General features: G+C 35.6%; 19 protein-coding genes and 1 riboswitch. Of the genes, 6 read left to right on the top strand and 13 right to left on the bottom strand.

All coding sequences use genetic code 11. The features are described from left to right. Nucleotides 1-350: 350 nt before the first annotated feature. The 5 genes from ABIZ51_07455 to ABIZ51_07435 all read right to left on the bottom strand — a co-directional run bounded on the left by ABIZ51_07455 (nt 351) and on the right by ABIZ51_07435 (nt 5,129). Nucleotides 351-815 carry a hypothetical protein gene (locus ABIZ51_07455; GenBank protein ID MEO7088609.1) on the bottom strand — a complete coding sequence of 155 codons (465 nt, stop codon included), beginning with the start codon at nt 813-815 and terminating at the stop codon, nt 351-353. 111 nt (nt 816-926) lie between these two features. Further along, entirely contained in the window at nt 927-2,483 is a 1,557-nt protein-coding gene (locus ABIZ51_07450) for a hypothetical protein (GenBank protein ID MEO7088608.1), read from the bottom strand. A gap of 56 nt (nt 2,484-2,539) precedes the next feature. Next, complete coding sequence (locus ABIZ51_07445) at nt 2,540-2,965, bottom strand: hypothetical protein (protein MEO7088607.1); 426 nt, start codon at nt 2,963-2,965, stop codon at nt 2,540-2,542. A gap of 5 nt (nt 2,966-2,970) precedes the next feature. Continuing rightward, nucleotides 2,971-3,873 carry a hypothetical protein gene (locus ABIZ51_07440; GenBank protein ID MEO7088606.1) on the bottom strand — a complete coding sequence of 301 codons (903 nt, stop codon included), beginning with the start codon at nt 3,871-3,873 and terminating at the stop codon, nt 2,971-2,973. Between the two features lie 482 nt (nt 3,874-4,355). Continuing rightward, on the bottom strand, nt 4,356-5,129 hold the full coding sequence (locus ABIZ51_07435; protein MEO7088605.1) for an RNA methyltransferase: 774 nt from the start codon (nt 5,127-5,129) through the stop codon (nt 4,356-4,358). A 76-nt stretch (nt 5,130-5,205) separates the two neighbouring features. Between ABIZ51_07435 and ABIZ51_07430 the strand changes: the two genes are divergently transcribed. Continuing rightward, nucleotides 5,206-7,638 (top strand): BamA/TamA family outer membrane protein, encoded by a 2,433-nt coding sequence (locus tag ABIZ51_07430; GenBank protein ID MEO7088604.1) that lies wholly within the window; start codon nt 5,206-5,208, stop codon nt 7,636-7,638. Nucleotides 7,639-7,695: 57 nt separating this feature from the next. On the opposite strand, the gene ABIZ51_07425 is transcribed toward ABIZ51_07430, so the two are convergent. After that, nucleotides 7,696-8,073: a RidA family protein gene (locus ABIZ51_07425; GenBank protein ID MEO7088603.1), complete on the bottom strand. Its 378-nt coding sequence runs from the start codon at nt 8,071-8,073 to the stop codon at nt 7,696-7,698. A gap of 245 nt (nt 8,074-8,318) precedes the next feature. Here ABIZ51_07425 and gldF point away from each other — a divergent pair, with 245 nt between their 5' ends. From gldF to dnaN, 4 genes are all read left to right on the top strand, one after another. Further along, nucleotides 8,319-9,050, top strand: coding sequence for a gliding motility-associated ABC transporter permease subunit GldF (gene gldF, locus ABIZ51_07420; GenBank protein MEO7088602.1), 732 nt, complete (start codon nt 8,319-8,321; stop codon nt 9,048-9,050). 29 nt (nt 9,051-9,079) lie between these two features. Then, a complete protein-coding gene (gene gldG / locus ABIZ51_07415) occupies nt 9,080-10,777 on the top strand; it encodes a gliding motility-associated ABC transporter substrate-binding protein GldG (protein ID MEO7088601.1) in 1,698 nt (565 codons plus the stop codon). A gap of 50 nt (nt 10,778-10,827) precedes the next feature. After that, nucleotides 10,828-11,886 carry a hypothetical protein gene (locus ABIZ51_07410; protein ID MEO7088600.1) on the top strand — a complete coding sequence of 353 codons (1,059 nt, stop codon included), beginning with the start codon at nt 10,828-10,830 and terminating at the stop codon, nt 11,884-11,886. Between the two features lie 90 nt (nt 11,887-11,976). Continuing rightward, complete coding sequence (dnaN, locus tag ABIZ51_07405) at nt 11,977-13,110, top strand: DNA polymerase III subunit beta (GenBank protein ID MEO7088599.1); 1,134 nt, start codon at nt 11,977-11,979, stop codon at nt 13,108-13,110. A 29-nt stretch (nt 13,111-13,139) separates the two neighbouring features. Here dnaN and ABIZ51_07400 read toward each other — a convergent pair whose 3' ends face one another. The 4 genes from ABIZ51_07400 to ABIZ51_07385 all read right to left on the bottom strand — a co-directional run bounded on the left by ABIZ51_07400 (nt 13,140) and on the right by ABIZ51_07385 (nt 19,040). Beyond that, nucleotides 13,140-13,859, bottom strand: a complete 720-nt coding sequence (locus tag ABIZ51_07400) for a diphthine--ammonia ligase (protein ID MEO7088598.1) — start codon at nt 13,857-13,859, stop codon at nt 13,140-13,142. Next, nucleotides 13,859-16,030 (bottom strand): TonB-dependent receptor, encoded by a 2,172-nt coding sequence (locus ABIZ51_07395; GenBank protein ID MEO7088597.1) that lies wholly within the window; start codon nt 16,028-16,030, stop codon nt 13,859-13,861. Before ABIZ51_07395 ends, ABIZ51_07400 begins: the two co-directional genes overlap by 1 nt. Before the next feature lie 98 nt (nt 16,031-16,128). Next, nucleotides 16,129-16,330: riboswitch (cobalamin riboswitch) on the bottom strand. Between the two features lie 134 nt (nt 16,331-16,464). Next, on the bottom strand, nt 16,465-17,721 hold the full coding sequence (locus tag ABIZ51_07390) for a T9SS type A sorting domain-containing protein (GenBank protein ID MEO7088596.1): 1,257 nt from the start codon (nt 17,719-17,721) through the stop codon (nt 16,465-16,467). Nucleotides 17,722-17,810: 89 nt separating this feature from the next. After that, complete coding sequence (locus ABIZ51_07385; GenBank protein MEO7088595.1) at nt 17,811-19,040, bottom strand: outer membrane protein transport protein; 1,230 nt, start codon at nt 19,038-19,040, stop codon at nt 17,811-17,813. A gap of 177 nt (nt 19,041-19,217) precedes the next feature. On the opposite strand from ABIZ51_07385, the gene ABIZ51_07380 reads away from it, so the two are divergent. Further along, the gene (locus tag ABIZ51_07380) at nt 19,218-19,955 is read left to right on the top strand and encodes a hypothetical protein (protein ID MEO7088594.1); all 738 of its coding nucleotides are present in this window, start codon (nt 19,218-19,220) and stop codon (nt 19,953-19,955) included. A 455-nt stretch (nt 19,956-20,410) separates the two neighbouring features. Here the strand turns inward: ABIZ51_07380 and fumC are convergent, their stop codons facing one another. The 3 genes from fumC to ABIZ51_07365 form a co-directional block, all read right to left on the bottom strand. Continuing rightward, complete coding sequence (gene fumC / locus ABIZ51_07375) at nt 20,411-21,802, bottom strand: class II fumarate hydratase (GenBank protein ID MEO7088593.1); 1,392 nt, start codon at nt 21,800-21,802, stop codon at nt 20,411-20,413. A gap of 58 nt (nt 21,803-21,860) precedes the next feature. Further along, the gene (arsC, locus tag ABIZ51_07370; protein MEO7088592.1) at nt 21,861-22,202 is read right to left on the bottom strand and encodes an arsenate reductase (glutaredoxin); all 342 of its coding nucleotides are present in this window, start codon (nt 22,200-22,202) and stop codon (nt 21,861-21,863) included. A gap of 64 nt (nt 22,203-22,266) precedes the next feature. After that, complete coding sequence (locus ABIZ51_07365; protein MEO7088591.1) at nt 22,267-22,638, bottom strand: four helix bundle protein; 372 nt, start codon at nt 22,636-22,638, stop codon at nt 22,267-22,269. Between the last annotated feature and the right edge of the window lie 27 nt (nt 22,639-22,665).

Below are 22,665 nucleotides of genomic sequence, written 5' to 3'. Positions count from 1 at the left end.
ACCATTTTTTTTCTCGTTCAGAAAATTATTTTTTTGAAAACTTTTTTTTAGTTTGAAAAATTATTTTATGAAACTGGTTTTTTATTCCAATTTTTTATTTTGCTGCTCCGAAAAATTATTTTTTGAAATGTGTTTTTCGTTTGAAAAATTATTTTTTGAAACCGTTTTTTGATTTGAAAAATTATTTTTTCAAATACGTTTTTTCAATCAAGTTTTTATTTTTCTTCTCCGAAAAATTATTTTTTGAAATGCTTTTTTGGTTTGAAAAATTATTTTTTGAAATACGTTTTTGATTTTTTAAAAAGGACAGGTGCAAATTGGAACACTACCTATCGCACTACTCACTAACATTATTTTAGAGTCGTATCTTTTACGGATAAGTTATCTAAATTTACAATTTTGCAAGAATAATTATTTGTCGTTTTAGGTTGTTCCTCTAATATTAATACAACTTCTTTGGGGCTTATCCATTTTTTCACATCATAATCTAACGATATGCCATTTTCATTCTCTATTCCTTTTACATGTGTAATATTTATTTGCTTAACAACTTGCATTTTACCAGCTCCTTCAACTTTTCCCTGTCGCAGTTCTTCTATAATGGTACAAAATCCTTCTTCCTCTGAAAAAGTAATCAATCTATACCAATAATCGTGTAAGGTATCAGATGGTATTGTAAATCCTTGTTCTGCCCAATAAACATGCTCAATTTCGGGATAAAATTCTGGACAATTAAGATTATTTGTTTTCGAATTATTGGTTTTGCACCCAATAAAATATATTGAAAACAGAATTACGCATATTCGCATTTTCATTTGATTTAAAAATTTAGACGTAAACATTGAAATTTATAATAATCACTTTTTGTACTAATCATTTTTTTCTAATGTCCTATTTTTTTAGTTTATCCCTTAATTTTTTCATGTTTATTGTTTTATTTGTTCGTTAGCAGGCGGTGGAGATTTTAATTTATCTTGAGTAGCAGGAGCGACAGAATCGGGCTTATAGCCTCCAGTATCATTATTTAAACTTGTTGACTTTGCCTCTTTATCATTAACGCGTAAATCCTTATCTGTTGGTCTTTGTGTTTTATCTGGATTTGAGGCATCATATACTTTTTTTGCCTCATCTGCGTTTTTTCCTAATCCCATGTCAAGATGAAAATGCCCATCAGTATAAGGCTCTCCATCAGGGTTAATCCTTAAACCCGCTTTTTTAGCCGCCTTTTCTAATGTTTTTAAATCCCAACCTCCTGTCGCTAAATCTACTGCTAATGCACCATTTTCTTGAAGATGCCTAGATTGAGATGCTGATTTTCCAATAATACCTCCATTTGACCTAGAACGTATTTTTCCGTCTTTATCTCTGTATCTATCTCCTCCAGTAATAGGAATTTTGTATGAATGTATATCACGTCCTGAAATTGCTGATAAAGCAATATCAAATGCCTTTAGTTTTTGAATTAATGCTTTGTTGCTTAAAACGTATTTTCCAGGATTCGTGATATCCTTTCCAAAAGGATCGCTATAAACAATAGGGTTATCACTAAATCCTGCATAAGGACTTTCCCAAGGTTTTATATCAGGGTCTAAACTCCACCACCTGCCACCCAAGCGTGTGTCAAGCATTCTAAACTCTGTTGTATAAGCATTTCCGGTGCCGTATATGTCATTATCTTTCTCCATTCCGTTGAAGCCGAACCTAAACGCAGTATTGTTAAAATTCCTGCTATATAGGGGCGCGCCAAAAGGATAATAATCGGTGCTGCTAAGTATATCCGGCTCGTAAGAGGCAATTAGCATAGGATTGGTAAGGCTTTGTATCGGTATCTTTTTATCCGTGAAAACGCTCAACACATTACCTAAATGATTAGCAGCTTCGTAATGTATGTTTCCCAAATAATGGTTAATGGTATCAATATTTGTGAGTGGCAATGCACCAATCATTTCGGTTGCGCCCACTTCTGTACCCAAGCGCGAACTTCCGTAAATGTTGCGTTCGGTTTCCTTATAACTTAAACTAATGTTGGTGCCAACGGTATCTAACTTCTGCTGATACACCACCAATTCATTGCCTTGTGCATCACGAACGTAATAAGTATAAGTCCAACGCAAAGGCTCGTCTGTACCTCCGTTTTCCTTGCTGCTGCCGTGTGGTTTCACTACTTTGCTGATGCGGTTTCCACTTGGGTCGTAGTTAAACGCTAAATCAGGTAAGGCACTGCTTGCTGTCCTGACTACTTCCTTTATCTTTCCATAAACCGTAACGTACGACATGTTTAGCTGAACATAAGGCATGTTTAGCTGAACCTTAGGCACGTTTACATGAACGTATGGCACGTTTACATGAACGCATGACACGTTTACCTGAACGTATGGCACGTTTATCTGAACGTATGACACGTTTACATGAACGTATGGCACGTTTACATGAACGTATGACACATTGTGTTTTACCAAAAACGCTTTTACTTGTTTTTCCATTACTGAAAAATTATTTTTTTGAACAGAAAAACGCAGGTGACATTCTGAACACTACCTTAATACACCTTAGAATCTCCTAAATAAATAATGAAGTAATATGCAAATTTTGGATTAAATTTTATTTTTTTTGTTGTTATTTTACCCCAAGTAGATGTACATCGAATTTTGAAAGTTCCTTTTTTTATTTTTACGCTAAAAAATCCTGTACTATCTGCATAATTCCAGCCATCTGAAAATAAATTCTCATTATCCCAAGATGTTTTACCTTCAAATTTTATAGGTTCCTGAAACGCGGATTCTCCTTTTTCGGTGAAAATTTTTCCACTTACCAACACGCTATCCGAATTTTTATCTTTACTTTTTGTTTTCGTCATTTTATAACGACCTGGAATATAATAGCCATTGTCAATCTTTTTGGATTGGACAAATCCACAGAACAATAATGTTAAAAAAAATATTCCAAATAGTAATTTATTTTTCATAACATTTATGGTTTTAAAATTACTTTGCCTTGATCAAAATTTGCGGGTTTGTTACCTGTTTCATGTACTGTCGCATTACCATCACCTTTTGTCGGATCGTGCTTAGTTACATTAGCAAAAATATCTTTAATCGTAAATCTATCAACCGAGTTTGAATGATTTTGGTCATTAACACTCACGGTCATTAAGCCATTCTCCTTGTGATCTATTCCCAATGTATGACCGACCTCATGGGCACCTACACCATCAGTTGATTCGTAAGATTTTTGAACAGCAATATGGGTTCCATTTTGATAAGTTACACCTGCTCCTCCCTCATCTTTTACTTTCGGATCAACAAAAACAGGATTATCATCTTTTTTAACACTATAAATATTACTCTCACCTAAATAATTACCTTTAGAATCTTTTCCTTCTATTATTGCATCATATTCTGGATTAGCTGATTGTTTCACAGTAAGTTCAAATTTTATATTATAACGAACCTTATCATTGCCACTTCCCACCTCATATTGAAATTTTCCGCTTTGGTTATTCCAATATTGGGTTGCCTGTACCGCTGAGTTATATGAATCTTTATCTCCTTTTTGTGTGTAGTAAGTTGCTTTTATAATAATGGTTTTCGTATCGTGATTAGTATAAACTCCATAATCCATACCATCAAATTCTTGTTTTAAAATTGGAGAATTTCCAACGAAAGAATATGGACTTTGATAAGGATACTTTGCAAAAAGGTTGTCTATGCTGAACCATCTTCCTAATCTCGCATAATACATCCTCATGCCGTAATCGTAGTCATTTCCAATACCGTAAAGCTCGTTGTCTTTTTCTTTTCCGTTGAAGCCGAACCTAAATCCTGCTGTATAGGTTTTAACAAAACTATCTGAAATGGATAAAGTATTTTTCATTTTTTAGAACCTATTTTGGTTTGCGCTTGAAGGAAATTAAGGCTCGGAAAAAGGAAGGTAATTAATGAGGCTTGAAAAATTATTTTCTTCACGAGCATGAATTTAGCTTGGTAAATGTAATTCAATCGAAAATGATAAGCAAACTATTTTTCTCCCCCTGCCCTCTCCAGCAGAGATAAATTGGATTTGCTTTTTTGTCCCCCGCTGGACATTATGCAATCTCGCTGAACATTTACTCAATCTGACTGAGCGATAATGCAATTTCGGTGAACATTTAACCAATCTGACTGAGCGATAATGCAATCTGATTGAGCATTTACTCAATCTGACTGAACGATATAGCAATCCGATTGAGCATTTATGCAATCGCATCGAGCATTTATGCGGCTGTTAGTTCTAAACACCCAACATCAAATGCTGAATCATTTCAGAAAGAGACTCCCTTTTAATTATCAATTAACCATTGTCAATTCTCCATTATTCTATTTTCTTCTTCTAAATTCTGCACACAAAACAGCGGTAGCAATAGCAGCGTTGAGAGAATCCGCAGCATCCATTTGGTTTAATGAAAAGGAAGGAATGGATATCTTTTCATTAATATGAGGAAGTAATTTTTCGGAAATTCCTTTGGATTCATTTCCAATCACGATAAAACCAGTTTGATTTAATCGCTTTTCGAAAACATTTTCTCCGTTTAATACAGCTCCGTAAATTGAAAAATCATGCTCGAAAGTCGTATTGGAAAATAAATGTTTCAAATCCATATAACACACATTTACGCGAGCAATGGAGCCCATCGTAGCTTGAATCACTTTGGGATTGTACACATCCACTGTTTCGGGCGAACAAATAATGTTCGCAATTCCGAACCAATCAGCAATGCGAACAATGGTGCCCAGATTTCCAGGATCCCGCACATCGTCCAACACAATACTCAGTTGATTTTTTAATTCTGAATTTATCAAGGAATGAACTGGGATTTCGCAAACAGCCAATACTTCATTGGGCGTACTGAGCGAAGAGATTTTTTTCAATTCAAGTTCTGACACTATTATTTTTTCAATGCTTTCGGGAATCGTCTCCAAAAATATTTTTTCGAAGAAGTCAGCAGTTCCGAATAAGGCGCGTACTATTATTTTAGAACGCAGTAATTCAGGCACGATTTTAGCTCCTTCCGCCACGAAACAATGCTCCAATGCTCTGTTTTTTTTGAACTGTAATCCGGTAACCTGTTTAATTTGATTTTTTGAAAGCATTTATTTTAAGCCTAAATTATCGTCTAAAAAACTGATAAATAATATTAATTTTGCCAATTAAGGCGCATTGAACAGAATGTCAAAATTACAAATTTCCGAACGATTTTCTTTGAAAAAATACAGCATATATACCTGCCTTGTTTTCAGCACGCTTTTTTTTGAATACGCCTGTAATCCTACCCGCAGACTGCATGATGGTGAATTTCTGCTCAATAAAAACATCATCGTTGACAAACATACCAAAATAGAACGCGCCCAAATAGAAAGCTATATCAAGCAAAAACCCAATCGTAAAATTCTCGGAATTGTGCGCTTTCACTTAGGTATTTACAATTTAGTAAACGAAGACAAAGCCAATCAGAAAAAAATTGCGCACGACAAAAAAATAGATGCGATTAACCTGAAACGTGCAGCAGAAGGCAAAAAGCTAAAGAGCAAAGACCATCTGACTTTTGACGAATGGCTACTCAAAATTGGCGAGCCGCCAGTTATATTCGATTCTACTTTAATGCAAAAATCGGCACAACAGATTCATTTATTTCTGAACAACAAAGGATATTTTGATAATACCGTTCGCGATTCTGCTGTATATAAAGGAAAACAAGTAACTACGTACTATTTGTTGCAAACTAAAAAGCCGTATTACATCCGCCATGTCAATTATGAATTTAAAGATCCGCAATTGCAGCCTATTATTTATGCCGATTCTGGAAATTGTTTGGTGAACCAAGGTGCGATTTACGATTTGGATATCTTAGAAAAAGAAAGAGATCGCTTGACGACCTTACTGAATAACGATGGCTATTTCGACTTCACTAAAAATTATATTTATTATTCTGTTGATACCACTATTGGCAACAGAATGTTGGATGTTACTATTGATTTTAGTAAGTATCAACAACAAGTTTCGGGGCGTTCGGATTCTGCCATTGAAATTCCGCATCCGCGTTACCGAATCAACAATGTGTTTGTTAGAACGGATTATGATCCGCAAAAAGCGGACAAAATAACGGAAGACACCTTGAATATAAACGATTGTTTCATTATATATTCTGGCAAACTAAATTACCGCCCCAATTTATTTCTAAATGCTATTTTCATAAAAAAAGGCGATTTGTATCAATTGAGAAATGCCACCGATACGTATCGGAGATTGTCGGAAATAAAGGCGTTTAAGTTTATCAATATCCGATTTGTGAAACAACCCGGCAATTTATTGGATTGTTATATAGAAGTGGCTCCTGTGGTAAAACAAGCATTTACCATCGAAACAGAAGGGACTAACACCTCGGGAGATTTAGGTGTTTCCGGAAGTGTTATTTATCAGAATAAAAACCTTTTTAAGGGCGCGGAAGTTTTACAAATTTCTTTCAAAGGAGGAATTGAAGCGCAAAAATTAGTAACGACTACCGGACCGCAAACAACCGTGCAAAATTTTTTGCCATTCAACACTCTTGAATTCGGACCGCAAGCCACTCTGACAGTTCCGCGTTTTTTAACTCCGATAAAAGTAAATGCTTACAAAAATGCCGATCCGCAAACGGTCTTTACCAGCGCACTGAATTATCAGCGCAGACCGGATTATACGCGCTACATTGCAAATCTTACTTTCGGTTATACTTGGAAAGAATCCATTCGTAAAACACATACACTTAACCCACTCGAAATAAGTTTTGTGAAAGTAGGATTGCAACCCGCTTTTGAATCATCTTTGTTGCAAACAAAGGATTTACTGCTCATCAACAGCTACACCAATCACATGGTTACCGATTCGCGCTATACTTTCCAATACAATGATCAAGACATTAATCGGAAAAGCCACAATTTTGTTTTTTTTATAGGTAATTTAGAATCGTCCGGCAATATCCTCCGAGCTTTTGATGATTTCACAAACGCCGTAAAAAACAGCGAAGGCAGTTATCAAATTTTAAATTTACCTTACTCGCAATACTTGCGTGCCGATGTAGATTTTCGCTATTATCGCATCTTAACGCCGCATAGCAAACTTGTTTTTCGTACGGTAGGAGGAATGGGTTATGCGCTTTCTAATTTGGATGCGCTTCCTTTTGAAAAGGCTTTTTATGCAGGAGGTTCGAACGATATTCGTGCGTGGAGAGCGCGAACATTGGGTCCTGGAGCCTATTCTGCCACCGGAGAAACGTTTGACCAAGTAGGCGATATTTTAATGGAAGGAAATATGGAATATCGTTTTAATATTTTTAGAATGCTGAATGCTGCCGCATTTATGGATGCCGGTAACATTTGGTTGCGCAAACCCGATCCAAATAGACCCGGAGGAGAATTTAACGTTAATACCTTTGCCGGACAAATAGCCATTGGCGCAGGGTTAGGTTTACGTGTTGATTTTAGTTTTTTTATTATTCGCTTGGATGCTGCTGTTCCGCTGAAAGATCCTTCTTATCCGATCAACCAACGTTGGCAATTTGGAAATCATCCTTTGGCTTTGTCGAAAATAAATCTGAATTTCGGAATTGGTTATCCGTTCTAAAAAAGGTGTTTGAAAAATTAATTTTTCAAACACTAAAATTAACAGAACGCAATCGCTTTATTTCACCGCAATCACGGATATCTCCACATTCACATCTTTTGGCAAACGTGCTACCTGAATGGTTTCACGCGCAGGAAAATCACTTGTAAAATAAGAACCGTACACTTCGTTCACTTCCGAAAAATTAGTCATGTCTGATAAAAAAATACTTGTTTTTACAATCGAATTAAAATCCAAATTCGCTTCCGCTAAAATGGCTTTTATATTCTCCATTACTTGTTTTGTTTCGGATTTTATATCGTTCACTATCAGATTTCCAGTAGTTGGATTGAGTGCGATTTGACCTGAAACAAATAACATGTTATTTGCAAAAACAGCCTGACTATAAGGTCCTATCGGTGCGGGCGCTTTGGTTGTTTGAATGATTTTTTTCATTCTTTGAAAAATTATTTTTTCGAGACTCAAAAGTATCAATAATAATTAGTATAAGTTGATATAAAAAGTGTAATTTCGTGTCGGTCGAAATGCTTTATTGATTTTGGAAAATAATCCCCCCGTTATCATCTCCAAGAAAACTTGTTCTTAAAAAATGTTAAATAAAAAAAAGTGCAGGCGTGTTTATTGCCGAAAAAAAGTATTTTTGCGCTGCTCATAAATAAAGAAAATTCAAAAACAATCCAATGTTCACACTCTTAAAAAAAGAGATTAGCAGTTTTCTAAATTCATGGATAGGATACCTTACTATTCTCGTTTTTTTATTGGCTGTAGGTTTGTTTATGTGGGTTTTACCGATGGATTCCAATGTATTAGAAAGTGGATTCTCTTCGTTAGATGCTTTGTTTATTGTAGCTCCTTGGGTGTTTTTATTTCTGATTCCTGCCATCACGATGCGCTCTTTTGCTGACGAAAGAAAAGGTAGAACCATCGAATTGTTACTCACGCAACCACTTTCCGATCTTCAAATTATTTTAGCAAAATACGCTGCCGGATTATTTTTGGTTGTGTTTTCCTTATTACCCACATTGATTTATTATTACAGTGTTTCTCGTTTGGGAAATCCTCCCAGAAATATTGATACTGGAGGAATGTGGGGCTCTTACATCGGCTTGCTTTTTTTAGGTGCCGCCTTTGTTGCCATCGGTATTTTTGCTTCTTCCGTTACCGAAAACCAAGTTATCGCCTTTATTTTGGCAGTTTTACTTTGTTTGTTTTTTTATTACGGTTTCGAATTTATAAGTACCGCACACATTTTTGGTAAAGTAGATAATTTCATTTTAGCTTTGGGCATCAATGCACATTACGCCTCCATGAGTCGCGGAGTGATTGATACACGCGATGTTTTGTATTATCTCAGCCTTATTGGTATTTTTATTTTGCTGACAAAAACAGTTTTAGAAAGTAGAAAATGGTGATTGAAAAATTAATTTTTTGACCGACAATTTTGACACAGAAAAGAGGAAATAAAAAACGCGATATCATTTGGTTGGTGCTCAGTATTGCCATTGTCGTGCTGTGTAATTTTATCGGCTCTTTTGTTTTTCATCGTTTTGATTTAACATCCGAAAAACGGTATACTTTATCGGACGATACCAAAAAAATGATGGAAAGCGTGAACGATATTGTTTACGTAAAAGTGTATTTGGATGGTGATTTCCCTTCAGGATTCAAGCGTTTAAAAAGTGAAACGAAAGAAATGTTGGATGAGTTTCGTGCTTATTCTCACGGGAACGTTCAATATGAATTTATCAATCCGTCTGCTAATCCAGATACAAAAGTACGCGATGCTTTTTACCGCCAATTGTACAATCAAGGATTAACGCCCACTAATTTACAAGTGAAGGACGACAATGGCGGATCGTCCGAACAGGTTATTTTTCCTTGGGCAGTAATCAGCTACAAAGGACAAAGTGCGCCCGTTCAATTGCTTCAAAATGATCCCGGTGTTCCGCCAGACGAAGCACTGAATAATTCTGTTCAAAAATTAGAATATGATTTCGCAAGTGCGATGCGCATTTTAAAAAATCCGGTACGTCGTGAAGTTGGCTTTTTATACGGGCACGGAGAATTAGACTCCTTGCGAGTTGCCGATATTACCAATACCTTGAATGATTTTTATGTAACAAAACGCGTAAAAATAGAGGGAAGATTAAAAAGTTTGCAAGACATTGGACTGTTGATAATCGCCAATCCAGATACCATTATCAACGAAAAAGATAAATTTATCATTGATCAATTTGTGATGCACGGAGGAAAAATTCTTTGGCTCGTTAATTCCGTTTATACTAATATGGATAGTTTGCACCATTCAGGCATTACGATGGGGCTTCCGCGTGAGTTGAATTTGAATGACATGCTTTTTAATTACGGTGCGCGCATCAATACGGATATTGTTCAGGACATGCAATGTTCCATGATCCCTATTAACAAAGCTTTTCGAGGTAGTCCGCCAGATTGGCAATTGGTGCCTTGGGTTTATACGCCCTTGGTGGGAAATAATCCTCAAAATATCATTACAAAGAATTTAGATTTGATAGAATTTAATTTTGCCAGTTCCCTTGATACTATTGGTTCAGAAGGAATTAAAAAAACCTTTTTACTACGTACTTCTAAATACAGCCGTTTGGCAGAAACACCTACGCGCGTAAGTTTAGGAATTGTGGAATATCCTTTGGCAATGCAGCAATTCGATAAGCCTTTCCAGCCATTGGCAGTGCTGTTGGAAGGTAAATTCAAATCGTTGTACACCAATCGCGATATCCCAAAAATTGTGAACGACAAAGAAATTGATTACAAATATCAAAGTCCGGAAACGAAAATGATTGTGATTGCGGATGGAAACGTTATCAAAAACGAAGTGCAGCAATCAACAGGAAGAGCGCTTCCTTTAGGCTATGATTTTTACACGAATCGCACTTACGGAAATAAAAATTTTATACTCAATTGTATCAATTATTTAACTGGTGATGAAAGTTTAATTCCGCTGCGCGGAAGAGAAATTAAATTGCGTTTGCTCGACAAGAAAAAAATAGCGAACGAGCGCTTGCAATGGCAAATAATCAATACAGTACTTCCTTCTTTGTTAATTATTATTTACGGAATGATTCAATTTTTTGTGAGAAAACGAAAATATTCTCTTTGAAAAATTAATTTTTTGAACGCCTTTTTCTAACCAAAATAATTTTTGTTATTATGAAAAAAAATAAAATCCCATTGATGATTGTCGCATTTCTGGTGGTAATTGCCATTTTCGTGTTTATCAACCGGCAAACAGACAGCACCATCAACAAAGCAGAAACTGCTTTCGCAGTAAGCGATACGGCTTCGATTGATAAAATATTTTTAGTGAATCAAAATAGACAAGAAGTAACGCTTACCCGTGTACAAGCTGGTGTTTGGAAAGTGGACGATAAATTTTATGTGCGCAACGATGCTATGAATACTTTATTAACAACAATAAAAAACGTAGATGTAAAAAGCCCTATTGGCAAACTCGGTCGTACAAATGTGTTGAAAGATTTGGCTGCTGGCGGAACGAAAGTGGAAATTTACCAAAACGGAAAATTAGTGCGTAGGTATTATGTGGGCGGCGAAACTCAAGATCAGTTGGGAACGTATATGTTGCTTTCTGATCCAGAAACAGGGAAAAACAGCACAGATCCTTTTATTATGTACATTCCTGGGTTTGACGGATACCTGACTACGCGTTATTTTACGAAGGAATCTGGCTGGAGAGATCGCAGCGTTTTTAGGTATATCCCTACGGAAATAAAATCGGTGCGCGTTCAAAACAATCAACAGCCAGAAAAAAGTTTCCAACTTAATTTCATTAATTCCAATCATTTTTCCTTAGTTTCATTAAGCAACAGCCCTTTCCCGAAATGCGATACCATCGCTGTAAAGCAATACTTTTCTTATTTCCAAAATATAAATTTTGAAGGATTTGCAGATAATTTACCGATACACACACGCGATTCTATTTTAAATACTGCACCTGGATTTATCATCACGGTAACGGATGTAAAAGGAAATCAAAAAACATTGAAAACGTATGCGAAATCTGCACAGCCAGATCAATTGGATCAATTCGGAAAACCATTAGTTTACGATAGCGATCGCTTTTTTGGCTTGATTGACGGAAAAGATTTTGTGTTGATGCAATACTACGGCGCCGGAAAAATTTTACAAACAGAAGATTATTTTAATCCGGATTATGATCATTTGAATACAAATAACGCTGTTAAAAAATAGTGTATAACTATTCGGGTACTACCTTTTAATAACAGCGTTGATACGTTAAATTTGTAGTTCGAAAAAATAATTTTTTAAACGACAAATTCTATGGTGTTCATTGTATCCAGTTCCACTTTATTGAGACAACTTCAAACTTTGAGTGGGGTTCTAAATTCGAGCAATACGCTCCGCATTTTAGATAATTTTTTATTCGAAATAGAGAAAAAGAAATTAACGGTTTCTGCTTCTGATTTGGAAAGTACTATGACTACCAGCATTCCTGCGGAAGCAAAAGATGCCGGAAGTATTGCCATTCCTGCAAAATTACTATTGGATATTTTAAAAGCCTTGCCAGATCAACCGCTTACCTTTACAGTGGACGAAGAATTATTCGGAATAGAAATTAGTTCTGATTCTGGAAAATATAAATTGATTGGACAAAACCCGAAAGAATTTCCGAAAGTTCCTTCTATTGACGCACCTTCTGCAGTTGAGTTGGAGCCAGCAGTTTTGGCTGCTGCCATCAACAAAACAATTTTTGCAACGGCTGCCGATAAATTAAGACCAGTGATGACGGGCGTTTTATGTCAGTTATCGAAAGAAGGAACAACTTTTGTTGCCACAGATGCTCATAAATTGGTGCGTTACAAACGTTCCGATGCGGTATCAAATACAGCGGCTTCCTTTATTTTACCGAAAAAACCACTCGGATTATTGAAAAATATTTTAGCCAATGTGGAAGGAAAAGTGAAAATGGAATACAATAAAAAGAATGTTTCTTTTTCGTTTGATTCGACCATTATTACCTGCCGTTTAATTGATGGACAATATCCGAATTACGAAGCGGTTATTCCGAAAGACAATCCCTATAAATTAACGATTGATAAACATGCTTTTTTGAGTTCTATCAAACGCGTTTCTATTTTCTCGAATAAATCAACGCAAATGATTCGTTTGAAAATTGCTGGAAGCGAATTAAATATTTCTACTGAAGATGCTGAATATTCCAGCGAAGCGAACGAACGTTTGACATGTCAATATTCTGGCGACGAAATGGAAATTGGTTTTAACGCTAATTTTTTAATTGAAATGCTTTCCAATTTAGATTGCGACGAAGTGTGTATGGAATTATCTTCGCCGAACAGAGCTGGAATTATTACGCCCGCGCCACTTGAAAAAGATAATAAAAACGAGACTATTTTAATGCTTGTAATGCCTGTTGCTTTGATGCAAATGGCTTAAAATTTCACGAATAAAAAGGATTTGAAAAATTATTTTTTCAAATCACAAAACCAAAAACCCAATGTTTTTGATTCGAGCAAGGAACAGTTATCTTCTGATTTTTTAATTTCAAGCGGACGATAAATTTTCTCTGCTATTGAAAAATTTATTTTCTTTTTGAAAATTGGTCCTGCAAAACAAAAGGTGTGAAACTCTCCGTTTTCTCCACAAGGATCTACGTTATCTGGCAAATCAGTTATAAATTTTTGTGTGATGATTTCGCCTACGTGTTGTTCATTTAAAAAGGCATCGTTGGCACAACAAATAATAGTTTGGAAACCGAGCGACAAAAATTCTGTAATCAACTCCTTCGTATTTTTTTTCCACAAAGGATAAATTCCTTGCATGTTTACTTTCGCCAAATTAGCATCGCGATACGTGCGTAAATCTTCCAAAAAGATGTCGCCAAAAATTATTTTTTCAACTCCTTTTTTTTTGTAACGAAGTAAAAATTCTTCCATCTTATTTTCGTATTCTGCATTGGAACCTTGATTCACATAGATTTTCTCCAAAGGAATTCCCACAGAATCTGCTTGCATTTCCAGTAATTCTTCGCGCACGCCGTGCATCGAAACACGTTTGAAATTTTCATTCACCGTCGTTAAAAATGCGATAACTTCATATTTGTTTTCCTGCTGTATTTTGTATAATGCCAGAGCGGAGTCTTTGCCTCCGCTCCAACAAAAAACAACTTTTTCTTTTTTCTCCATTAAAAATTATATCTCAAATTTACGTATTCTCCTCTGCCTCTGGTAGTGTATCCATTGATTTCGCTGTAAGGCGTGTTGAAAATATTTTCCATACGGAAGCCTGCCGAAAAATATTTGCAGAAATTGTATTTCGCATTAAAATCGACCAAGGTATATGCTGCTACATCTGTTGTGCCAAGCGCACCATAAGGACCGAGATTGCCTTCGTAAACAGCATCTGTACGAGACCCCACCATATGAATATCCATTCGTAAAATTAATTTTTCGATTGGTTTGTATGTCATTGCTATATTAGCGTTGTTTTCTGGTCTGCGCAATAATCCAAAAGTATTTGTTTTTTGTGTAAGGAAAGCACCACCGTCAAACAATTGCACATAATTATCCTGTGTTTGTTCTTTACTAATAGAAGCCGGATCGTATTGCAATGTTCCGTTTACAACGCTCATATTGGCTGAAAAAAATATTTTTTTACTGAGTTCGGAAGTAATCGTGAATTCAAATCCTGTATTGGTTTGTGTACCCGCATTCACATACGTATCGCCGATAAAATCCAAGTAAGAAAGTGAATCAATTGGTTTTTTACTATTCCATAAATACACGTATTGAATCGAATTTTGTACTACTGTGTTGAACCATGTAGCAGTAAAATGAGTGTGATTTCCGAAATCGTGTTTTATACCCACTTCAAAACTTTGCGATGTTTCAGCTTGCAAATTTTTATCTCCCATATTTATTGAAGAACTTAAAGCTACATCTATTGGCGAATATAACTCATACAAAGATGGTGCATTAAAACCAGTGGAATAACTTGCATACAACAAAGAGTGTTCACTTAATTTATAAGAAGGATTTAGTTCGTACGAGAGATTATTTCCGTACGTATTTTGATTATTGAATCGCCCACCGATAATCAAATTAAAATCTTTCAATTTTTCGTTGATACATTTTCCGTTGATATCTGCCTGCGCATATTCGTAAGTAATATTTTGATGCGCATTTAGCGAATCTATATTATTCGTAGAAATAAATCCATCAGAATCATAAATTCCACTCGACGTCATGGTTTCGTTGTACATTCCGCCACCAGCAATCAGCGAAATATTTTTTAAATCATATTGCAATTGAAACTCGTTTGTTGCAGAAGTTCCTTTATAAATTTCATTCGAATATTCAGGTGTTCCGTATTTAAAATCAATTGTTGTGTCTTGTATTTCTTTGCGTTGCACATTAGAAATGCCACCATTAAATTGGATTTTAAAATGATCCGAAAATTTATAACTCGCATTATAATTATAGGATTTGCGCGTAAAAATAAGTGTATCCTTATTTGCATTCGTGTAAGCGCCAGCATCAATTCCAGCACCTGAAATCAGGTATTTATACGATGCAGAAACATTCCATTTTGCATTTTTAAATCCGACAGTTCCTGTCATTTCTGTTTTAACATAATTATCTCTGTCTGGATTTTGTTGATACGGCAAAGGATGGGTAACGGTATCCACCGTTGAGTTTAAACCTTGTACATCCCATCTATTGATTCCGCTTTCCACATAAAAGCCATTTTGAAAAGTATAATTCAAAAAAGCATTCTCGCGAAATGTAGAGGTTTGATTTCCGAATGTTCCTGCGTCTTCCGAAGCATCTACATGAAAGTCTTTTGAAAAATTATTTTTTGTGATGATGTTGATGACTCCACCAATGGCAGAAGAGCCATACAAGGTACTTTGCGAACCTCTTACAATTTCGATGTGATCCACATTTGCCAAAGAAAGCTCAGATAAATCAATCGCGTCATCTACTGTTGAAGGATCGGTTATCCGCACTCCATCAATCATAACCGTTGTTTGATTGTTGTCGGCTCCTCGCATAAAAATACTTTGATTGGAACCTGGATTTTGACCTGTTCCCACAATGTAAATGCCTTCTTGTTGCGAAAGTAATTCTGCCACACTATTGTAAATGGAATTGTGAATTTCTTGGCTCGAAATAACAGTAATACTTCGCCCCACATCAAGTACATTTTTTTCGGTACGGGTGGCGCTAACTACTACTTCATTTAATTTTTGTTTGGCAATTAGCGATGTGTCTCGCTGGGCAAAAACGCTTTGTTGTGCAATTAGTAAAATACCTATTACAAACAGGTTCATATAATTTTTTTTCTCCTTTTTCATTTTAATTTTTTTTAAATAAGTGAAACAAAAGGAGTAAAAAGAGAAAGGAAAAGTAATCGCAAAAACGATTTCCATTCTGAGCTCTTTACCCGAAAGCATTGAATTAATTCTGAATTGGCAGGTCTTCTGACTTGCTCCGTTTTGTCTGGCCTTCCCATTCGTTATTTGAACAGTGGCGATGGAATTGACAAAATTTGTAAGAGCTCACAGCAGCGGGAACTGTTCCTGATTTTAACAGGATTCCCTTTTAATTTTGATGTTTAATGAAAAACATCTAAAACCACTTCGGCGACAAATGTATTTATTTTTTGGTACAATAATAGTGTTTGAAAAAATATTTTTTCAAACACTATTAAATTCGATTCTGTCAAAAAAGGCATAAAAAAAATGCAAGCTCAAGAGCTTGCATTTTTTCAATTCGGAAACTATTTTTTCTAATAAAAAATTATTTTTTTGATGGATGTATGTGCCGTTTCTGTATCGGTAATTTTCAAAAAATAAATTCCAGGAGCAATCGTTCCTCTTTGCATCGCGTAAAAGGAACCATTAAATTGGCTGCTCAACAATTGTTTTCCAGCAACATCGTACAGTTGAACCAAATGTTGGTTGGTATTATTTTTACTGAATTGAATAAATACATCGCCTTGCGAAGGATTTGGATAAACAGTAAGGTCGTTATTTTGCACCAATTGCGGAACTGTTGTTACAGAAGGTTGCACTAATAAAGGACGTAAAAATATTTTCACGAAATTAACAGTGGTGTCCATGTAAGCAATTTCTGCAGCTGTACTTCCAGCATACGGAACGTGATCTGCATTGTAAAAAGTATAAAAAGGATTTGGAACACCTACGTGTGTAGCGCGCAAATGCAGCGAATGACTTCCATCTACACGCATAATCGGATTGCCTGCAACTACGATAATCGAAGAGCCATAAGGAACGGTGTGATCAGAATCTCCTTGCATACTCACAAACGGAATTGCGCCTGTTTTTATCCAAGCAGAATCTCCCAAAGCACCACATAAATTCACTACTCCATTCACGTTATCCGAATAACCTGGATTTCCACTTGTGCCTTCCAAACCGCCTAAAGAAGCAATGTTTACATAGGATGGAACTTCGCTGTTTTGAGTTAGATACGCTAAGTGCAATGCCATAAATGCACCCGCAGAACTTCCGCCGGCGAACACATAATTGGGTTGTACTTTATAGGTATTGGTCGTTGCAAAATCTTTTCTGAAAAAGCGAACGGCTGCTTTCATATCTTGAACAGCCCGAATAACAGCCGGTACCGCATGAATTGAATCGAAGGGATAAAATCCCAAACGATAATTAATAGATGCTGTTACGTAACCCATTTTCGCAAAAGTGGTACAGAGCGAAGTTACATCTTGGTCGGTGCTGGCACCGCCGACAAAACTGCCTCCGTGTGCAAAAACAAGAACAGGACGTTGAGAAACAGTATCTCCGACAGGTTGATAAATATCCATCGTGAGTGTTACCGGACTACCAGTATAATCCGTATTAGAGCCATACGTAACGCCAGAAGTAATGGTTACAGAAGAAAATACTTGCGTATAATATCTTCCGTGTGTGGTGTCAATCGGGATGGTTCCTGTGGCAGATGCACTTTGTGCCATCGCACCAACAAATAAGAAAGCCAACATCTTTAAGTAGAAATTTTTTTTCATAGTGAATTTTTTTAAGGTTTATTGAGGGTTGAAAAATTATTTTTTTGAGTGGTATTTTTTAATACTTCTGTAAAAGTAGTTTATATTTTTTAAAAAACATATTCTACGCCGATACCCGGAATAATAGCTTTCGTTTTATACGTTCCGCTAAATTGTGTTTCGATGTTGGTATCTGTGCGTGTAGCCACATCATCATACAAAAAAGACAAATCCACATTTATTTTTTTAGATGCTTTCCAAGTCATTCCTGCACTTAAGCCAATTTTATTGGCATCGGGCGTTTCCGGTGTTAAATAGCCGTTGGGCACTGGACTCAAATCATAATACACTCCCGCTCGTAAAATTATTTTTTCACTCAACTGATATTGTGCACCTACACGAAAAATAAAAGCATTTTTATAATCTCTCGGCGAATGAATATTTTGAAGTTGTGCGGTAGTTGTTTTAAAAGTGAAAGCCAGCGTATCGTAGGAATTCCAGCCCACATAATTTACATCAAAAGCCAATTTTAATTTCGGATTAACAACGTAGCCAAAACCAATACTGGCTTCAAAAGGCATTACAATTTTACTTGTAAAAGTAGTGGTTGGAAAATAACTACTCAAGGATGCAGGAACCGTAAAATTAGCCGTTCCGTTGGTAATATTGACAGGCACATCGGAGCGAAAATCCAATCCGACAGAAAATTTTTCAGTGGGCTTATAGTAAATGCCTGCGTTGAATCCGTAACCATTTGCGCTACCTTTCAAATTGGCTTCTCCGTAAGTCCCGTTGGTATTTTGAACAGGAATGGCGCGCTGTAATTGAAAAGATCCGATACCAATTACCGCACCCAAACCAATTCCCAATTGCGGGGTGAGTTGGTAAGAGAAAGTTGGTTGGATAAAAATGGTTTTCAAATCAATATTTTGAAGTAAAAATTCTCCTTTCCAATTGCTTGGATATTCTACGCGACTGCCAAAAGGCGTATAAACGCCCAATCCCACATTCCATTTGGCTGTTTTTTTGAATTTAAAATTAGCGTATAAATTAAACGGAGTATCCACTCCTGGTGTCGTTCCTACGTTGTACGTATCGGGCGAAGGAGCTAAATATTCGGTTCTCGGAAAAATAAAATTTCCAGAAACATTTACTGCATTCGTATCCATAAAACACAAAGCGCCAGGATTAAACAAAATGCAGGCGCCATCGAGCAACAAACCCGTGCCGGTATGTCCCATTCCGATTTGTTTTTGTCCTTGCAGATTTACCTGGAATCCGCCTGCTTCAACGGATAGAGCGCTTATTAAAAATAACGAACTGAGTAAAATGTTTTTCATTGAGAAAATTTATTTCCTCAAAAATACTCTTTTTTCGGAAATTGTAATTTTGAATAATAACGAAAAATGGTATTTCGAAAAATTAATTTTTCGAAGACAAAAAAATGGCATCTTTGGTTTTAGTACTATTTTTGAAAAGGAGCGTTCCAAAAAATAATTTTCAAAATATAAACAACGATGCGAATTTCTTTTCTGTTTAAATCGGGATTCATTTTAATGGTATTACTAATCGCTTTTTATTTCGGAAATCCTCAAAATAAAAATGCAGATAAAACGCTTTTAAATCCAAATCTCCAGTCGTTGTTGCTTCATTTTAAAAATACAAATTCATTTCCTGTAAGGATTGATTCTACTTATATGACTAATTTTAGTACGAAAGATTCTTTGGGTGCAAATGAAATAAGATTATTAACCACAAAATGGTTGGACGACAGTCTTGTTATGAACGATGAAGATCGGTTGAGCGATTTTTATAAAATAGATTCGGTAAAAGCAGCGCATGGTTTTTCGAAATGGGCGGAGAAATTAGACATTGGAATGACGAAAAACGCCAATGCGTACGGTTTGCAGAAAATAAATTTGAATCATCATTTGTCGTTATTGATTTGGGCAATTTCTTATTCCAGCTACGAAGCAGACCCTTGGTGGCATACAACGAGTATTAATTTTACAGAATTAAATGAAAATAAGTTGGGAGAAACATTTTGTTTGGGACAAATTTCTTTTTGGATAGATACTCCAAATTCCTATCAATTTATTTTGTCGGGAATTTTAAATCGAGATGGAAAATTAGTGTTGGATAAAAAATCGGAAGAATATAATTTAGACGATTCAACAAAAACACTCGAAAATACGCATTTTGAGTACAGCCTCACAAATAATAAAATTATTCTGAAAGTAAAAAATACGTTTTGAAAAAATAATTTTTCAAAATGAAAAAGCACGAAAATGAAAAAATAAGCACGGGATAAATCCTTTAATACACTCAATGTAAAATCAAAAAAATCGTGTAAATAAAATGTATCCTTATCACAACAAAATAAAGCAACGAATTAAAAATAAGGAGTTAGTAAGGTACGAATACGTGGAGAATTATAAATCAATAAAACCTTGCTTACTTTTATATTTTTCTACCGAGCCAAAAATAAGGCCGATTCGTAAACATCGCTTTGAAGAATATGAATTGATTTTAAACGAATTTGCAAATAGATAAGGATAGAAAATATTCTGCCCCTCAAAAAAATAATTTTTCAAAACGGTAAAAACTTTTGTCTTCGGAAAGATTCTTCACTCCGTTCAGAATGACATTCACATTTTCAAATTAGCAAATTTCCAAATCAATTCTCCATTCTGAATTTTTAATTCTTAATTTATAAGGATCCAATCATTTTCTCCGGTTTTACCCAATCGGTAAATTGCTGATCGGTTAATAAACCTAAATCTATTGCTGCTTTGCGAAGCGTTAATCCTTCTTTGTGTGCTTTTTTTGCAATTTTTGCTGCATTTTCATAGCCGATATGCGTATTGAGCGCGGTAACCAACATCAGGGAGTTTTCTAAATTATGTTGTATCTTTTCGTGATTCGGTTCAATACCCAAAGCGCAATGCTCGTTAAAAGAGTTGCAAGCATCGCCAATTAATCGCGCCGACATCAACAAATTAAAAATCATAACGGGTTTAAAAACATTCAATTCAAATTGTCCGTTCATCCCGCCCACCGAAATCGCAACGTCATTCCCAATAACTTGCGCACATACCATTGTCATCGCTTCACATTGTGTCGGATTTACTTTTCCTGGCATAATGGAAGAACCTGGTTCATTTTCAGGAATTGAAATTTCACCAATTCCACAACGTGGACCAGAAGCCAACAAACGAATGTCATTCGCAATTTTCATCAAACTCACCGCAATCATTTTCAACGCACCCGAAGTTTCCACAATCGCATCGTGTGCGGCAAGCGATTCAAATTTATTTTCGGCGGTAATAAAAGGTAGTCCAGAAAGTTCCGCAATTTTTTTCGCCACCAACACATCGTAACCTTTCGGAGTATTTAACCCGGTACCAACCGCAGAACCGCCCAAAGCCAATTCCGACAAGTGTTTCAATGTGTTTTTCAGCGCTATTATTCCGTGTTCTAATTGAGAAACGTAACCCGAAAATTCTTGCCCAAGCGTTAATGGCGTTGCATCCATCCAATGCGTACGACCTATTTTCACAATGCTTTTGAAGTCTTTTGCTTTTTTATCGAATGTATTTTTTAATAATTCCATATTTGGAATTGTATTTTTGATAATTAATTTATACGCTGCAATATGCATGGCAGTGGGAAATGTATCGTTAGACGATTGTGATTTATTCACGTCATCGTTCGGATGAATGGATTTTTTTTCGTCCATTAACTTTCCGCCCATTAACACGTGCGCACGATTGGCAACCACTTCGTTCACGTTCATATTCGATTGCGTTCCAGAACCTGTTTGCCAAACTACCAAAGGAAATTGGTCGTCTAATTTTCCTTCTAAAATTTCATCGCATACTTTTCCGATGATGTCGGATTTATCTTTCGGAAGCACGCCTAATTCGCAATTAGCAATGGCTGCCGCTTTTTTCAAAATGGCAAATGCCTTGATAATTTCTTCCGGCATGTGTTGTCCGCCAATTTTAAAATTGTCTTTGGAACGTTGTGTTTGCGCGCCCCAATATTTTTCGACAGGTACTTTTACCTCGCCCATCGTGTCTTTTTCGATTCTGAAATTCATGATTTTTAGGTTTTTTTATTCGTGTATTTTTAGGTTTGAAAAATTATTTTTTTGAACGTTAAATTATTTCTAACACCTTTTCAGGCGGACGACCAATCACCGCTTTATTTCCATTTACTATAATCGGACGCTCAATCAATATCGGATTCTCCACCAATATTTTTATCCATTCGTCTTCCGAGAAATTTTTTTTCGAAAATTTTTCTTTGAATAACATTTCATTTTTTCGCACTAAATTTTCAGCTTTTATGCCGAGCAATTTTACCAATTTTTTCAATTCATTTTCAGATGGTGGATTTTTCAAATAGTCTACCGTTTCGAAAATTATTTTTTTGTCTGTTAAAATGCCGCACGCTTCGCGGCTTTTAGAACATCGGTTGTTGTGATATATTTTTATCATCTTTTTTTATTAGTGATTATGTAATGAGGTAATTAAATGATTAAGAAACTAAGAGATAAAGTGATTAGGTTTTTAAATCTTCTTTTAATTTTTTAATTAATCTGTTGAGTAATGCACTTATTTTTCCCATCATTTCATTTACGGAATTATATTCTGTTAGATTAATATAGTTAATTTCATTAGAAATAGTAAGTAATGTATCTACTTCACTCAGAGAACCGGAAGCAATGTACAAGAATTGAATAAACTCTTTTTTAGTATTTCGAGCAGCATCTTCCGAAATATTTGTTGGAACAGAAACTGCGGTTCTTCGCAATTGAGAAATCAATCCGAATTTTCCTCCCTCTGGAAATTTATTTGTAAGTACATAAATACGCTTCACAAATTCAATTGCATTTTGCCAAACAATTAATTTTTTATGCGGACGCTCAATCATTTTTTTCCTCTCTTCTTAATTACCTCA

Source organism: Bacteroidia bacterium, from assembly GCA_039924845.1.
Classification (GTDB): domain Bacteria; phylum Bacteroidota; class Bacteroidia; order DATLTG01; family DATLTG01; genus DATLTG01.
This window is presented reverse-complemented; position numbering and strand designations above follow the sequence as displayed.